Source organism: Nocardiopsis coralliicola (assembly GCF_054779695.1).
Genome location: NZ_BAAGXT010000003.1, coordinates 121,903 through 137,608, shown reverse-complemented (window position 1 = coordinate 137,608; position 15,706 = coordinate 121,903). Strand labels below are relative to the sequence as shown.

The window sequence follows — 15,706 nt, the reverse complement described above, 5'->3', positions numbered from 1 at the left end:
GCGGTGCCTGTCTCGGATCTCTGCAGGGGCGCCGGCGCGGCCGAGCCAGCGCCCCTGTAAGGGTCACTCCGAAGGTATGACGCAGGGGGAAGTGGAGCTGACCATCAGGTCATCCTCCCCTTGCTGTACGGAGACGCTGAACTCGTCGTCCGGGCTCTCCACGGAGAGGAAGAGTTCGTCGGGGCGCATGTCTTCTTGCACGGTGTAGCCGTTGAGCGACCAGTGTTCGGAGAGCGCGTCGACCGTCTCCTCGTACTCCTTCTCGGGCAGCTTCACGACGCGGTACTTTTTCGTGACGCGGACCAGGTCGTCCGGTTCGCAGCGGGAACTGACCGCGGCTCCTACCGAGTCGAGGCGCGACGATTGGGGCAGTGCTGCATCGATCTCGGTGAGGTGGGACTCGACGAGATCGGTGGCCCGGTCCTCATCCAGTTCGTCCTCGGACCCCAGAGCCGGAACTTCGATCCCCAGTGCAGAACAGCCGCCAGCGGCGGTGACGGCGGCGACTAGGAATACGCTCAGGACGCTGGAACGAGCACGGCTGGGGAGCTTTCTGGTGCGGGGACCGCTGCGCCCCGCACCAGGGCGGGGCACCTCCGCGTCGTCGGTGCTTTCCAGCGGCGGTTCGAACGCGGGGACGCGCCACGGCATGGCCGTTTCCTTCTTCCTCTGTGCTCAGCGGGGACCGCAAAGGTGCCCACTCCAGTTAGAGGTCAAGGGATGGGGGAACGGACAGCAGTGGCGAGACGGGCACGCACTGCTACGACGGTATGGAGCGGGCGACCACCTGCGGCGGTTTGAGGTTCGTGCAGTTCAATCTAGGTGCCCATCGAAAAATGAAACAGGGCACAGGGGCCCAAAAGGGGGCCTGGGCCCGATTGGGTGGCGGATCGCACGCGCCTCATGGGGCTGGTGGGAGCCGGGAGGGAAGGTGGCGAAGCCCTGGACGCCTCCGTCGGCAGTGGAAGGCAGAACCGGGATGTAGGAAGAGGAGTAGATGCCGGTCGGCTGCACTTCAGCGGCTGCTCCGCCGGCGCTCACCGAACCCGATACCGAAGGCGACACTGAGGGCGAGCCCGATTCCGACGCCGAGCGGTGTGCTGTCCATGGAGAAGCCGACCGCGAGCCCGAGGAGTAGACCGGACGCGGCTCCGGCGATCGCTGTCCAATGTCTCTTCATGTCCAGCCTCCGGACTGTAGCGCCCTCTTCTGAGCTGCTACGCGCCGGGAGCCACGATCGGAGAGCGGCGGTACGATCGGAGGCGCGGGCGTCACCGGTCGCACCCCATTGCAGCGGTCTCCGCGGACCGTGGCCAACTAGGCGAAGGACGAGCGGTGCTGAACTCCGATGGCGCCGATCAGGGACTTTATCTCTGGTTGGGGTGTCACGACAGGAGGAGTTGTGCCGTCGAGCCACCCGGGGTGAACGGGACGCGATCGGGTGTGGAAGGCGTATCAGCTGACCACAGCGGTGCCGGAGGCCTCCCCGGGCGGTAACGAGCGGAGATGTATTCGGCCGACATTGGCCACTGTGTCCCGTTCTGTTGAGTGATTGCCGATCCAATAGGCTTGAGTCACTATGAGATCCCTCCTTCCTCAGAGCGCACTGCTGATCACGATGGCTCTCCTGGTCACCGCCTGCCAGGGAGAGCCAGAGGAACCGGCGGAAGACCCCGCGCCGTCGCCGGTGCCGGCCGCTGAAATGGAGCCGGCGGAGCTCCCTGACGACCCGGCCGACCTTGCCGACCTCGTGAATGAGCGGATGACGGAAGCTCTGTCCGTCGAGGTGGCGATGGAAGTCGCCCCTGAGGAGGAAGAAGAGGGGGAGGCATCGATCGAAGACGTCTCGATGCAGCTGCTGCTCGACGACCCGCCGTCGGCGAAGATGACGGTGGTGGACAACAGTGAGGACCGGCCCAGCACGGCGCACGTCATCGTGGCTGACAAGACGGTCTACATGATGCTCGAAGAGGAACCGCTCCTCGAGGACAAGGACTGGCTCCGGCTGACGCGCAGTGAGATCGACGAGGCGGAAGAGGAGATCGGGCCCTTCGCCGAGATCTTCCGCGTGATGCTCACCGAGACGACCACGTCAGTGGAGGAGGCCGCCGGCAAGAGCAGCATGGACGCGGTCCGATTCGGCGAACTTGACGGGGACCCCGAGACCACTGACTCCGAGGAGAACGGCACCGTCACCGTCTACTCCGGCACGACCGCCACCTCCGCGCTTGCGGACCGCGACCACAAGAGCTTCAAGGACGCCGCGGACGCCGGCCTGGAAGAGGTCTCCTGGGATCTCGCAGTGACCGACCGGGGCCTCCCTGAATCCTTCGCCATCGAGATGGCCACCCCGGATGGCGAAACGGCCCGCAGCACCGTCCGCTACACCGACTGGGGATCCGACTTCGACATCTCCGCCCCCGCCGACGACAACGTCGGCACCATCCAGGAGAGTATGGACGCGGCCTGAGGAGGCCATCCAGCGAACTGACCGAACACCGGCTTGAGATGTCCCAATCGGGATGGCTGGCTTTGTGCGGGCCTAGCACGCCCCAGGCGAGCTGGAAGTGGCGCTGCCTGTAGGGGTCGTGTGCCGCCGGTCTGGGCAGTTTAGGGAGAAACAGAAGGGCGGCGCCGGAGTTTTCGGCGCCGCCCGACCGAGGTTTCTCAGGGAGCTGTCAGGGTCACCGTGACCGACCCGGTTCCCGCTCCGGTGCCCTGGTTCCCTTCGTCTTCAGCATCGGGGTCGGCAGGTGTGACCTCGTTGATCGCGACGGTGTGGCCGCTGTCCAGCGTCGTCGAGGTCCCCGCCTCCCCTTCGACGTATTCTTCGCTGTCTTTGGCCGGGCCGCTCTCGACGACCACGGAGATCCGGGCTTTCCCCGCCTTCGTGGAGAGCACGCCCAGGCGCAGCCCCACCGCGGAGCCCTGTGTGCTCTGGGCGATGGTCAGTGTCTCCTCTGCACCTGCCTCCGGCTCAGGTGCAGGGCTCTTGGGGTTCCAAGGCGTCTCCGTGTCCGGAGAGACCGTCTCCAGGGCAGGGGGCGGCCCTTCGTCGCCCTCACCGCCGCATGCGGACGCCGCAGAGACAATCATTGCGGAGACTCCGATCAGGAAGAGCATTCCCGTTACTCGTTTGCCCGACAGCATTTTTCTCTTTCGACCGAACGTTTGAGCATTATCCATAGGAGTTGATTTCCACGGACTGGATATGCTCCTGGAACTCTTCCTGAGTCAACGTTGCGTGCGACCTGCCCCAGGGATTATACAGGGTGACGTTTCCGTCGGAATCCATCCCCTGGACGATGTAGGCGTGGTTGTTGGCCAGTCCGCCGGCGTTCGGATCCTTGTCGTAGAGCGGACCGTTGTCGTCGCCCTCTGGGGGAGTGGTAATGGTGACTGCGGTCTTGTTGCCGTCGAGCCATCCCGCGAGGTCCTGCTGGTCGACGTCGTCGGGCCCGTAGGACTTGCTGTCCTCGCCAGTGACGGTGTGCATGGCGTCCTTGGGCCAACCGCCTTCGATCTCTCCGAAGCTTCCCTCGCGCTCTGCATATGCCTTCTCGAGGATGAGCGGCCACATAACGCCGTCAGTCGGCTTAGCGAAGGCGGGAGCGCCGTTTTCCATGACCATGTCCGGAGTCACCGTCACCTGCTCGCCGGTGTCCGGGAACGTGACCGTGTAGGTGCCGTTGCCGTTCTCCTTGATCATGTCCCTGACCACCTCAGGGTGCTTCTCGGCGACGGCGCCGATGCCGGCCAGCCACCAGCAGTCGCCCAGGGATCCCTGGTTGATGTCGCTCATGCTGATCTCACCGTCGTCCGGCCAGAGATCCACCTGGCTCTCGTCGGTCCGGCCCCACGAGAGACCGTCGGCCTTGCCGGAGTCCTCATTGGCGCCGTCTCCTCCGACGTCGTTGAAGTCGGGCTCGATCCCGTCAGGGTCGATCTTCCGAAGCATGCGCAGCGTATCCAGGCTGAGGCGGGACAGCGCGATCTCGCGCACCCCATCCTCATCGAGCAGTCTGCGGATCTCATCCTCTGTGAGGCTGTGGAACAGCGCCTCCAGCTCGGAGTCGGTGAGATCCTCAAGTACCTCTTTCGGCTCGTCAGGGCACATGAAGACACAGCCGAACCAGCCGGTGTTCTCGTCCCAGTACTCGCGGATGTCGTCGGCAGCCGAGCGGCCAGCGTCGATGTCATCCTCGGAAAGCTCCGGCCCCCCGCCGCCTGTACCGCCCGGTAGAGCACCATGCCCCCCCGACCCGTCGTCGGGACCGCCTGCTTGCGGCGAACCCTCCTGATCGCCTTCCGACTCCGCGCAGTCATCCTCGTTCCCGGCAGACGAGGTTGCCTCGCACACGGCGTCGTCGACGAATCCGGCCACCTGGGAAGGCACGTCGGTCATGAAGACCGCTCCGACGATCGCCGCGACAAGGAAGACGACGGCAGCGTATTCGGTGAAGCCGGCACCCTGATCGGTGCGGCAGTGCCACTCCGGTCTGATAGGTCGGATTCGGGAGGGAGGTTGGGAGCGGCGGAGTCGACGGTGCGGTTCGATGCTGACCATGAGGAGGTGGAGGCCCGTTCTGAGATGAGAGACCGCGGTGGGGGTGTGCACAGGTGCACCGTCGGACTCTAGAGCCGCTCCTCTGCCGGCCACATGAGCCCACGGACCCAAATCAGAGAACGGTGGGGCCTAAAGCCGGAAGAAGTTCATGGAATCCGTACAGGCAGCTCTCGCTAGCGGCCGATCTCCGCAGCCACTCCGTGCTTGGTTTTCGGCGCGGTCCCCGGAACGAGCCGGTCATGCATACGACCTCGGCTCCATCCGCCGAAGAGCGGGTAGGCAGCAAGACTCGCCAACATGAAGACCAAGAGGTTAAGAGTCGCGTCCATCGTTGCCAGGATTCCGAGGTGCAGGGCGGCTCCGCCGGCGAAGGCGAGTCCACGAGCCCGTGCGAACCAGAGCCCGACCGCCAAAAAGCCCTCGAGGGCGACGACACCGACCGACGCCACAACGATCACCATGGCAGGAAGAGATGTGAGCGGTAGCGGAAGAATCGCCCCATCGACCCCGATAGACGTGATAGCGACTTCCCCCAGGAGGAAGGACGGGTTGATCTTGGCGAAGGCAGCGAGGCCGTACATGGTGCTGACCTGGGTCATCATGAGGAGAGCCGGCCACCCGGTGTGCGAGGAGCGAGCCATGCTGTCCCCGAACAGGCGCCCGCCAGAAGTGAACGCCAAAAACATGCTCATCAACGTCAGCAGAGTCAGGTGGTTTCCGTATAAGCCTGCACTATGGGTAAGCGTGTATCCACAGCAGAACGCGAGAATCGCTGCGGTCAGAGGAATCGCTCGTCCCGCGACTACCATGATTGCAGAGAGTATCCAGATGGCGAAGACTACATGCCATGGTACCGATGGGATCGCGAGTAGCTCGTGTCGCGGGGACGTTGATTCAGCCGCGATAAGGTCTGGAAGAACCGCAAAGCCTTTAACAATCCCTGCCGCTCCGATGAGAATTCGCGCTGAAGCGAGGCGGCGTCCGTTCACTACGGATTCTGAGATGGCTGCTGAGAAGTGAAGATAAGGGGCAGCTTGCTTCACCGCTATGCTCCGCACGGATAAACGGATTCACCATGAGGTCGGACTGCGCGTACCTCTACCGCGCCTTCAATGTCCGAGCATGCTCGCTGGACCACGGACGGACCGACGACGCTGCCTGAGCGATTGCTGCCACCTAGCCCCCCAGCCAGAAGCGATCGGCTGCCGTCTTCGTGCACCACCACGATGGACGAGGCCGCGGCCTTGCCGGAAAACATACTCCAGGAGAAGCGCGCCCAATGACCTTCGTTCGAAATCTGCCGGAAGAGTGGAATGGAGATCTGGAGAAAAATGACTGCGACCACCAGAAAAAATAGCATATCGCGGCGCAGCGTGGTCAGGAATTCCCTGGTTCCGCAATTCGGACATATCTGCCAGGTGGAAGAAATCATGCCATCAGTACCAGTTCGTAGAGAACCCTGGCTGCTGCGGAGAGGGGTTCTGCCAGAAGGCCCACGCTTGGCAGGGGGTTTGATAGCGTCCCTCAATATAATCAAGGCCCCACTCGATCTGAACCTCAGGGCTGTCCATATAGCCAGCAGGCGGGTTGTGGGCTGAGGGGTGGAGCTGGGGGATTCCAGCGGCACCGCCGCTGGGGTTCACTGCCTTGTGGTTCCAGTTGCTCTCATGGCTCCACAGGGTCTCCAGGCACTCCCATTCCCTGCCCGTGAATCCGCGTTCCGCAGCGATTTTCTTACCGATCTCCTTGTTCTCTTCGACGTCGCCAGCGCGTCCGCCAGATGGGGTTCCACCGAAGCTGTACTTTTCAGGCTGTTTTGGACGGTCGACCTCAGTCCACGTTTTTCCGTCGCACTCGGGCCCTTCGACGAGGCAGACCATTTCGCGAACGATTCCATTGAACTGCCCTCCGGGGTCGACCTGGGCGACGGCCGCGATGATGCCAGCCGAAAAGAGTGCAATAACACTCAGTTCGAGGAACTGCGCGGCACCGCGATCGTTATTCGGCCGGTTTTCACGGCTATGAAGTGCTCCGGGCTGCATGGTGACCACCAGGATGAGGACGTTCGAACAGAACGGGACTAGGCAGATATTAGCCGATCGGGATATCCTCTACGGGCTCGAATCCCGGAACGTGAAGGCTCACTTCCGAAACGTCGTCCGAGATCCGGTATGAACTCCAATAGGTCGCTGTTTCGCCGTCGTTTACCTCATCCATCGACGATTTCGGATAGAAGTTTCCCGTGCAGAGGCAGAACCCATCGGAATCCTGGAGTGGGTGAAAAGTCTTTCCAGTTTCGGAATCCTTTACGAGCGTGCGGAAGACACTTCGGTCGTTGTACCGGTAGGTCCCGCCGCGAGCATCGGATTTCGTTTCGTAGGTCTCATCTCCGTGGATCGATATCGTCCAGGTGATGGTCGCGTAGTTTCCTTGACCTGATCGTGTCACGTCATTGACAGAGACGGTCGATTCGCCAAAACCACCCGAATTCGAAGCACCAGCCTGGCCGATGCTAGGAAGGCCGGATTCGTCACTCTCCGCTGAGGCGGGAGCGATTCCCGACGATGCCGTAGTAAATGAAGCCAGTCCGATAAGGCTGACGATGGAAAGCATCTTAACGGGTAGTGCTGTCTTGCTCATGTTTCTCCCCTTTCCCATCGTCACTCGCCACGTTCGAATGTCACGGTGACGCGCCGGTTCTTCTCGCGCCCTTCCTCGGTGCCGTTGTCTGCGACAGGATCCGAAGATCCGTGTCCAGCGGTCTCAAACTCCACATCGGACCTCTCCACCAGATCCTCAAGACGGTTCTTCACCGACTCGGAGCGGTCCTCGGAAAGAGGTACGTTAATGGAGTCGTCGCCTGAATCGTCGGTATATCCGTCAATGGATATGGTGGTTGCTGAACTGGCGTCGACCTCTTCTGCGACCTTCTCCAACTCCTCGTCTGCGGCAGATGTGAGTTTCGACTCATTGAGATCAAAAAGCACATCGCTTGAAAGCATCACCGACGTTTCGTCAGCGGTCTCTTCGCGCGAGGTGCCCCCCTCAGATTCATCCTCAAAGGAACGAATGGGAAGGATGATCCCGTCGGCTCTTTCCGTGGATATGATTTCCTGATCGGGGTCCTTGGCATTGACAATTGGGACGTCTTGAAAGTCCGGAGTGATCGTCGTGTTGACGGTCATTGATTCGACTTCATCGGGAGGAGCTGGGAAGGCTACCCAGAACTCCAGTTCGTCTCCAGCGGCGAGTCGAGTGTCGTCCCACTCTGAGCAGAGGCACGCCGGCTCTCCTTCGTCATAGAGATAGGGTCGATGTCTGTTGAAGTTCGCAGTGTCGACTAGCGACACGCCGCTCGCTGATTTTCGGGCTCCGTTCGCCCGGCTCGGATAACTGAAAAGCTCGCTGACCGTGACATCTTCGTCGCCGTTGTTTTCCGCGGTCATGGTGAGAACCAGAGTGTCCTCGCTGTGTCTTTCCAGCGAATTCACGTTCACCTGAAAATCCGGGCCAAGTACTGTCGCCGTGGAGAGGGATTCAAGGGTGGTCTCGGCGGGGGAGCCCGGCCCCTGTCCGCCATCTTCCCCGCTTCCACCAGATCCGTCACCTTCTGAGCCTCCGGATACACACGCGGTGAGTAGGAAGGCTGGAAGAACCAGTAGGACTGACCTGCGAAATCGCTGCTGAGACAATCGTCGTCTCCTTGTTCGGCGACGGGTGACGGTCACGAGTTTACCGAGACGTGGATGTGGTCAAGGTGGTTGACCGTGTTTCCGCCCCTGTTGGGGACATGGCGTTTCACCTCATCCCAATCGCCGACAGGGTCACGTCCGGGATTCCAGATGTGGTGGTCCCACATGATGTAGTAGATGTCGAGTTCTTCATGGTTGTCGATGATCCATTGGGCGGCGGCATCTGAGCCCGCCTTTAGCTCATCGCTGGGAAGCGCGCCACCAGAAGAGACCATGTAGTCGCACGCCCTACCACGTGGATGCTCTCCGCCGTCTTCTTCAGCCCGGTAGCAGCCGACCCCGTACTTCTCAAAGACGGCACCCCACTCGTCCATGATCTGCTCGTGGGTCTCGCACATTTGTTTGGTGATGTTCTGGTCGCCGACAGCGGAACAGGGGTAGCGTCCGCTTCCGGGGCCTCCGCTGAGTTCGCTGTAGATCCACTGTCCTTCCCGGTCAACAAGATTGACCGGGGTGATCTCCTTAGCCTGACTGTACGTCCAGATCCGCTTGTAGGCATCGTCCGTACCGGCCTCGCGGCATGCAACGTAGCTTCCGACTTGGACGCCGAAGAAGTCGAAAATCGGGACGCTCTGGCAGTCTGGAAGCTTCACCCGTGCGATTGCGGCGGCATTTCCAGTGGTGACCGGGATTGTCTCGCCGCGCTTTTCTGCGGCTTCGATCTCCTCCTTGTCCGGGCACTGGCGGTTGTTCCAGTGGACGCTTCCGTCGTCCTGGAGCTCGCGTTGGCAGGCGTCGCTCTGGACCTCGACACGGATGTAGTTGCCCAGACGTCCCTGCTCGTTGTCGCTGGCGCGGATGTCCTCGAGGGAGGCGTTGTTCTCAGCGGCATACTCCTTGGCGATGGCCTTGCCGGTATCGGCTTTCCAGGAGACACCGAAGGGGAGGTCGCCGCCGGCGATGGCCTTGGCGGCGCGGTCTTGGATGTCGCTTCCAGCTCCGAGCGCTGCGGCATCTGCGGCGCCCTGAGCAGTGGTGCGCATGTTGTTGGCCTCACCGAGTCGGACGAACAGAACGGCGAGGGCGGCCAGGGACAGCGCTAAGCCGACGAGCAGGTACAGGCTGGCCTGTCCCTGCTCGTCGGCGAAGCGCGACGTCTTCACGAGACTCATTGTGTATCGCTCGTCGAATTTCCCTTGGAGGATTTAATGGCGAACGCTCCGAACCTCATTGTCATCGGACGCCGTCTCGGTTTGGGAAGCGGTTGAGATTACTCCCCGCCGCCTTCGCCTTCACCCTCGCCTTCACCCTCGCCCTCGCCTTCGCCCTCGCCGCCGCCACCGGGCTCCGCCTCGGCCTCGGTCTCGACCGATCCGACGGCGTCTTCGATCATGGTGGCGATGGTGTCCGGGACGTCCAGCGTCCACACGGCCGCGACGATTCCGGCGACGAGGAGAATGATTGCTCCGTATTCAACGAAGCCGGCACCCTTGTCGTCCTTCCGCGCTTCGCGAATATCGGCGACGATTTCTCGGATGAACATCATTATTTGGCCCCTTCGGAGTTTGTCGGCGCTACCGCCTCAGCGACGACTCCCAATCTAGGATCCCGGGGCCGAGGTCGCCTAGGGCCCGCAGGCCCAACTTTCAGGCCCAAGCGCCGTGCCCGGATATTCCCTGGCCATAGAGCCGAGGCGATGGCGAAATCACGTCCCGTAGTCACCGTTCCAGACCGCGATGGCCTCGGCCCGCGTGGTCACGTGGAGCTTCCGGAAGATGCGGTTGAGGTGGTTCTTCACTGTCTTCTCTGTGAGGAAGAGTTCTTGCGAGACCGCCTTGTTGTTCAATCCGCGGACGACCGCGGCCAGTACCTCCTGCTCCCGTTCAGTGAGGCCCAAGGTGGTGCGGTGGTCTTCAAATCTGCGACCTTGCAGGGATGGGAGGGTTCCTCTCCGCCCATCCAGTGCTGCTTTCGCGGCAACAGGGGACAGGGGGGTTCCGGCGCCCTGCGCCACGCTGCGGATGGACCGGTGCAGCTCCTCCGCAGAAAAGTGTCCATGGACCAGATAGCCGGCGGCGCCCTTCTCGAGGGCTGTGTTGATGATGTCTGCCGTGTCGGTGTGCGTCAGCATGATGACCGCGGCGAGGTCGGTGAGTTCGTCGAGGGTACTAATGCCGTCGAGGACAGGCATGCGCACGTCGAGGAGGACCACGTCGGGATTGAGACGCCGGGCGAAGTCCAGGGCCGCTTGCCCGTCGGATGCCTCGCTGACGACGCTGATGTCCTCGGATGCCTCCAGTAGAGCCACGAGGCCCGCTCGGACGATGACGTTGTCGTCGACGGCCAGAACGGTGATAGTGGCCGGGGGCGCGGGGGATGTTCCCTTCCGGGGGATCATGGACGGCTCCTCGTAGCAGGTTGCTCTGGCTCGGGCTGAGCGGAAGTCGATTCCTTGGAGAGTTCTCCGGGGGATGTGGGGTCCGGCGAGGCCGGGCCGCCGCGCACTGCAAGCGTGGAGGTACGCGGTGGTGAAGCAGACACCGATTTGACTGCTGCGGTGGCGTCGCTGGCGGGGCCGGGGAGGACGATTGTGACGACCGCTCCGCACTCCGCACCTGCGGAGAATCCGACTGAGCCGCCCACGTTTTCCATGCGCTCTGACATGCCCAGAAGCCCGAAATGGCCGTTCCCGGCACGTTCCGTGCTGAGGATCTCGTCGGTTGGGCGCGAAAATCCGCGCCCGTCGTCTTCGATTGCGATTGCTGCGCGGCCGCCGATGATCCGGAGACTGACGTCGACCCGAGTCGCTCGGGCATGCCGATCGACGTTCACCAGCGCTTCACAGAAGGCGGTGATCGTCTCGTGTCTGGTTTCGGCGCTGGGATCGGCCCGCCAGTTAGGATCGATGGCCAACTCTGTACGGTGCCCGGATGCCGCGCTCCAAGCAGCTAGTTCCCTTGTGATGACCTCATGGAGTGGCCCCCTGAAGCGATCGTCCGCGTCTCGGAGGTTCTGGATCAACTCCCGAGCCTGTTGAGAAGCGGTGTCAGCCGCTTCGACGATCTGCGACGCGATGGAAGTCGCGCGTTCACGGTCCTTCTCCATCCATAGCGGGAGTGCCTGTGCCGCCATGGAAGCTCCCCGGAGGGTCTTGGCCACGGAGTCATGCATCTCGCGCGCGAGGCGATTCCGCTCCTCGGCGGCGGCGGCGGTCATCTCCGCGTGCCTGCGTGCTCCCTGCTCGTGCGACAGTTCGACGAGGACCTGACGGATTCGCAGCCCGATCACGGCGGAAACCGGGTAGAGGAACGGAAGAACGAAGATCACCGAACCGTAGCCGGCGGCGGTGTGGGGCCCCTCCGCCAGAAGGGTGATGTGCCCCACCGCGGCGGCCATGTAGCAGAGGATCTGAAGGGCGATGACGAGAGCGGTCCCGCGGGCCCCGTACAGCATTCCGGCGATGGCGGCGCTGATGATCGTGATCGTGAACGCGGGACCAGTCGGCCCCTCGACGAACAGCACCGTCTCCGTCAGCACCACGTCGAGCACCACGATGAGCGGGTGGGACCGGATATAAGGAACGAGCCGCTGCCAGTTGCGGGCAACGATGCCTGACAGCAGTGCCAGCGCCACGACAGTGATGATCGTCGGGACCGAGAGGATCTCCGGAGGAATGAGGAAGAGCACCACCGCGCAGAGCAGCATGCGCACCTGGAGAAGGAGGCGCGCGAGCGCAGCGAGTCTCGGGATCGTGGCGGCAGCGTCACCGGTCATCGAGGCTCACCCACCGCTGAACATTCCGAAGTCGAGGTCCTGACCGAGGAACATGGCACCGCCGATGACGAGAAGGAGGCCGGGCAGGATCGTTGCCGCCGTAACGCCGGTGACACGGGGGGAGATCTTCTGCGCCTTCCGCCGAAGGAACTGCGAGTCATCGCGCCGGATATCGGTGCTGATGGTCATGAGCGCGTCGGCAAGGGGCGCACCGAGCTCTTCTGCCTGCTGCAGCGCAGTGACGAAGCGCCCGAGTGATTCATTGTTATTCCGCTTGCGCAGTTCTTTGAACGCGTCGCGGCGACTGGTGCCCAGGTCCATCTGGTGAAGCGCATGGCGGAATTCATCGGCGAGCAGGCCGGGCATGGAATCGCACACGCGGGAGAGCGCTTGCCGGAATGAGAGTCCAGCGCCCACGGTGACGGCGAGGACGTCGAGGAAGTCCGGAAGCTGCTTCTGGATCTGTTCCTGCCGCTGGTTGCGCTCGGTGATGATGCGCATCTCCGTCATGAAGGTGAAGGCGAGAACCAGCAGCGCGAAAAGTGTGCTGCCACGCAGCAGCAGGACTATTGCAAGAATCCCGTAGAGAAGGACCTCTCCAGCCTTGCGCGCGAGGTAGCGGTCAACCGTCAGCCCTTCGGGGCGTCCCGCGGCGTCGATGCGTTGCCGCAGCTTCTCGAGCTGCTGGTCGCTGAGTCGTGACTTGATCAGCGGGAGGAAGCTCCAGCCGATCCCCTGTGTGATCTTGTGAAGGATGAAGACGTCCTCGTTATCCTCCTTCTTGGGGGCCTTTGCGGTCAGCTCCGCCGCGACTTGGGCTTTGGCAGTGAGAAGGTTCAGTCCCCATGCGAACACGGCGACGCACAGGGCGGCGGCGAAGCCGAAGAGGAGGATCGCCGGCAGGGACAGTGACATTTGCGAGCAACTCCAGGGGGCGAATGCTTAGAAGTCGATCTTCGACATGCGGAGGACCGCCACGAAGCCGATTGTGAAAAGCGCCATAGTGATCAGGATGATGACGAGGCCAGCAGTGCTCTCAGCCATCGTGGTGATTGATCCGGGCATCATCGTGTTCATCAGAAGGTACGAGCCCACGCCCATAAAGAGCATTGCGTAAGCAGTGGAAGTAGCCTCGCCCAGAATGGTCTGCACCTCGCGCCGCGTCTCTTTCCGGGCTTCAAGGGTTCCCGAGATATTGCGCAGGGCCGTGACGAGAGCGCCGCCGGAGCGGGATGAAACGAGCAGCGTGCTGATCAGTACTCCGATTTCCCGGGAAGGCATCCGGTCGCGCATGTCTGCGACGGCCTCTTCGAACGGCTGTCCCAGTTGGATCGACCGGGCGGTCAGCCGTAGTTCGGCCCCCGCGGGATCGTCGAGCTCTTCGGCGGCCATATCGATGGCCGTCGGAAGCGCCAGGCCGGCCTGGGTTGCGTTGGAGAGGACTCGGGCCAATTCCGGAAGCTGCGATGTGAACGCCTCCTTACGGCGCTCCTCCTGACGCTTGAGGTAACCGAAGATTCCCGCAACCATGCCGATTGAAGCGAGGATCCCGAAGACGGGGGCCAGGGCTTTCCAGAGGAAAAAGACGGCGAGTGCCGAGGCTCCGACCGTGAGCAGGATGAAGGTCGAGATCTTCATCTGCAGGCCAGACGCATGGAGGCGCCGGGTGAGCATCTTTCCCAAGTCTGTGGGACGCAGCAGCGCGTCCAGTCGCGCCATAGGCGAGAGGGAGCGCTTCTCCAGTTCCTCCAGGGAACCCCGCGACCGCAGGTCACGGCGATCGAGTGCACCGACGGCCCACTCGCGAAAGCCCCAGACGCCGATCGCGAGGGTGGTCGCGGCGAGAAGGAGTGCCAGTGTATCGAGGCTCACGAGACTGCTCCAATGGGGACGGAGTGGGGAGCGACACTGAACGCTTCGGGTACGAGCTGTCCCGCATTGCGGACACGTGTCGCGACGTGATCCGGAAGGGGGTTCCGGTAGAAGTGGCCGTTCACCTTGCCGTGCTCGTCCAACGGCTGGGGCTGGAACTTGAGGACCGGGGTGAGCTGGAACTTCTCACGCCTGGCCGATGTGACGATGCCGATCTCGCCGACCCTGCGCGTCCCGTCGGCGTAGCGGGACAGGTGCACGATCACGTCGACGGCGGCGTTGATCTGGTCCTGGATCGCCTCGAAGGGGATCTTGACTTCGCTCATGGAGGCCAGCGTCAGCAGCCGGTACACGGCGTCGTCAGCGGAGTTGGCGTGCACGGTGGCGAGAGAGCCGTCGTGGCCGGTGTTCATGGCCTGAAGCATGTCCAGCGTCTCCGCGCCGCGGACCTCGCCGATGATGATGCGATCGGGCCGCATTCGCAGGGAGTTGCGGACCAGGTCTCGGATGGTGACCTGGCCGGCTCCCTCCATGTTGGCGGGCCGGGACTCCAAGCGAATGACGTGCTGCTGCTGAAGCTGCAGCTCGGCGGAGTCCTCAATGGTGATGATGCGCTCCTCATTGGGAGCGAAAGCCGATAGGGCGTTCAGGAAGGTCGTCTTACCACTGCCGGTGCCGCCTGCAATGATGATGTTGAAGCGCGCCCGTACGAATGCCGCGAGCAGCGCACCGGTGTGCTCATCGATGCTGCCTTTGCGTGCGAGCTGCTGGATGGTGAACGGCTTGGGGAACCGGCGGATGGTGATCGTCGGCCCGGTCAGCGACAGTGGAGGGATGATCACGTTGACACGTTCGCCGCTGGGCAGCCGTGCGTCGACCATCGGACTCGACTCGTCCACGCGGCGATTGACCTGGGAGACGATGCGGTCGATGGTCTGCATCAGCTGGTTGTCATTGGCGAAGCCCGTGGAAAGGCGCTCCACTTTGCCGGCGCGCTCGACGAAGATCGAGTCGGAGCCGTTCACCATGATCTCGGTGATGGTGTCGTCTGCGAGGAGCGGTTCGAGCACGCCGAGTCCGAGTGCCTCGTCGACGACGCGGCGGATCAGATGGCTGCGCTCCCGGTCCGACAGCACCGGCCCTTCACGGGAAAGGAGGTGATCGACGACCTTTTCGAGCCGGATCCGCCGCTGCTGTGTGCTGAGCTTGGCCAGATCCTCAAGGTTGACCTCGGTCAGAAGACGCTGGCGCCAGTGGGAGACGCCGTCGCGGTCGTTGGTCTCACGTGAGGGAGACGCGGTCTCGTAGAGTCTGTTCCTCAGGCCCATGGGCGGGTGTCTCCATCAGCTTCAGATGATCGGTCGTACTGCCGGGACGCGATCAGAGGTCCGGCATGGTGACGCGGCGCGTGAGAGTGAATCCGAGATTCGCCGACTTATAGAGGAACGGCGGTGCCACAGACACCTCCACGTAGTGCTTTCCGCTGTCGAATCCGCTGGTCACGTCGGCGTGTTCGAGCCATCCGGGCAGCGATTCCCGCGCTGCCGCCTGCCCTGCGTCGGTTCCCTGCTCCGCTGCCGTCCGCGCTCCCGACCTTGCAGCCCCGCCGATGCGTTCTAGGGCGAGAAACCCGGCGAACATCTCCATCGCAATGACGACGATGGCCAGTACCAGGGGGAGGAAGGCCGCGAACTCCAGGAACTGCGACCCCTTGTCGGACTCCGCGCGGCGGAGGCGGAGCACCGCCTGCCGGGGGGATCGTGGCATGGGTCCTACCCTTCCGTTCCTGCGCCGGTGAACG

Annotated in this window: 18 protein-coding genes; 1 reads left to right on the top strand and 17 read right to left on the bottom strand. The window is 62.9% G+C overall.

Annotated elements, in window-relative coordinates; all coding sequences use genetic code 11:
* Positions 1–63: 63 nt before the first annotated feature.
* A complete protein-coding gene (locus tag ACYVGT_RS04025; protein WP_460855011.1) occupies positions 64–651 on the bottom strand; it encodes a hypothetical protein in 588 nt (195 codons plus the stop codon).
* Positions 652–1,015: 364 nt separating this feature from the next.
* The gene (locus tag ACYVGT_RS04020) at positions 1,016–1,180 is read right to left on the bottom strand and encodes a hypothetical protein (RefSeq protein WP_460855010.1); all 165 of its coding nucleotides are present in this window, start codon (positions 1,178–1,180) and stop codon (positions 1,016–1,018) included.
* A 399-nt stretch (positions 1,181–1,579) separates the two neighbouring features.
* Between ACYVGT_RS04020 and ACYVGT_RS04015 the strand changes: the two genes are divergently transcribed.
* Entirely contained in the window at positions 1,580–2,470 is an 891-nt protein-coding gene (locus ACYVGT_RS04015; RefSeq protein ID WP_460855009.1) for a hypothetical protein, read from the top strand.
* A gap of 197 nt (positions 2,471–2,667) precedes the next feature.
* On the opposite strand, the gene ACYVGT_RS04010 is transcribed toward ACYVGT_RS04015, so the two are convergent.
* The 15 genes from ACYVGT_RS04010 to ACYVGT_RS03940 form a co-directional block, all read right to left on the bottom strand.
* Positions 2,668–3,123 (bottom strand): hypothetical protein, encoded by a 456-nt coding sequence (locus tag ACYVGT_RS04010; protein ID WP_460855008.1) that lies wholly within the window; start codon positions 3,121–3,123, stop codon positions 2,668–2,670.
* A gap of 55 nt (positions 3,124–3,178) precedes the next feature.
* The gene (locus tag ACYVGT_RS04005; protein ID WP_460855007.1) at positions 3,179–4,567 is read right to left on the bottom strand and encodes a C2 family cysteine protease; all 1,389 of its coding nucleotides are present in this window, start codon (positions 4,565–4,567) and stop codon (positions 3,179–3,181) included.
* Between the two features lie 173 nt (positions 4,568–4,740).
* Complete coding sequence (locus ACYVGT_RS04000; protein ID WP_460855130.1) at positions 4,741–5,556, bottom strand: HTTM domain-containing protein; 816 nt, start codon at positions 5,554–5,556, stop codon at positions 4,741–4,743.
* Positions 5,557–5,612: 56 nt separating this feature from the next.
* The gene (locus ACYVGT_RS03995; RefSeq protein WP_460855006.1) at positions 5,613–5,999 is read right to left on the bottom strand and encodes a hypothetical protein; all 387 of its coding nucleotides are present in this window, start codon (positions 5,997–5,999) and stop codon (positions 5,613–5,615) included.
* 4 nt (positions 6,000–6,003) lie between these two features.
* Positions 6,004–6,609 (bottom strand): aggregation-promoting factor C-terminal-like domain-containing protein, encoded by a 606-nt coding sequence (locus ACYVGT_RS03990; RefSeq protein WP_460855129.1) that lies wholly within the window; start codon positions 6,607–6,609, stop codon positions 6,004–6,006.
* A gap of 49 nt (positions 6,610–6,658) precedes the next feature.
* Positions 6,659–7,207 (bottom strand): hypothetical protein, encoded by a 549-nt coding sequence (locus ACYVGT_RS03985; protein WP_460855005.1) that lies wholly within the window; start codon positions 7,205–7,207, stop codon positions 6,659–6,661.
* Positions 7,208–7,227: 20 nt separating this feature from the next.
* Positions 7,228–8,259 carry an OmpA family protein gene (locus ACYVGT_RS03980; RefSeq protein WP_460855004.1) on the bottom strand — a complete coding sequence of 344 codons (1,032 nt, stop codon included), beginning with the start codon at positions 8,257–8,259 and terminating at the stop codon, positions 7,228–7,230.
* Positions 8,260–8,291: 32 nt separating this feature from the next.
* Positions 8,292–9,431, bottom strand: a complete 1,140-nt coding sequence (locus tag ACYVGT_RS03975; protein ID WP_460855003.1) for a pilus assembly protein TadG-related protein — start codon at positions 9,429–9,431, stop codon at positions 8,292–8,294.
* A gap of 98 nt (positions 9,432–9,529) precedes the next feature.
* Positions 9,530–9,802 (bottom strand): hypothetical protein, encoded by a 273-nt coding sequence (locus tag ACYVGT_RS03970; RefSeq protein WP_460855002.1) that lies wholly within the window; start codon positions 9,800–9,802, stop codon positions 9,530–9,532.
* 162 nt (positions 9,803–9,964) lie between these two features.
* Positions 9,965–10,657: a response regulator gene (locus ACYVGT_RS03965; protein ID WP_460855001.1), complete on the bottom strand. Its 693-nt coding sequence runs from the start codon at positions 10,655–10,657 to the stop codon at positions 9,965–9,967.
* Positions 10,654–12,033, bottom strand: a complete 1,380-nt coding sequence (locus tag ACYVGT_RS03960) for a sensor histidine kinase (protein WP_460855000.1) — start codon at positions 12,031–12,033, stop codon at positions 10,654–10,656. The genes ACYVGT_RS03965 and ACYVGT_RS03960 overlap by 4 nt, the downstream gene beginning before the upstream one ends.
* A 6-nt stretch (positions 12,034–12,039) precedes the next feature.
* Entirely contained in the window at positions 12,040–12,948 is a 909-nt protein-coding gene (locus ACYVGT_RS03955) for a type II secretion system F family protein (RefSeq protein ID WP_460854999.1), read from the bottom strand.
* Positions 12,949–12,975: 27 nt separating this feature from the next.
* On the bottom strand, positions 12,976–13,905 hold the full coding sequence (locus tag ACYVGT_RS03950; protein WP_460854998.1) for a type II secretion system F family protein: 930 nt from the start codon (positions 13,903–13,905) through the stop codon (positions 12,976–12,978).
* On the bottom strand, positions 13,902–15,233 hold the full coding sequence (locus ACYVGT_RS03945; protein WP_460854996.1) for a CpaF family protein: 1,332 nt from the start codon (positions 15,231–15,233) through the stop codon (positions 13,902–13,904). The genes ACYVGT_RS03950 and ACYVGT_RS03945 overlap by 4 nt, the downstream gene beginning before the upstream one ends.
* A gap of 52 nt (positions 15,234–15,285) precedes the next feature.
* On the bottom strand, positions 15,286–15,672 hold the full coding sequence (locus ACYVGT_RS03940) for a TadE/TadG family type IV pilus assembly protein (RefSeq protein WP_460854995.1): 387 nt from the start codon (positions 15,670–15,672) through the stop codon (positions 15,286–15,288).
* Between the last annotated feature and the right edge of the window lie 34 nt (positions 15,673–15,706).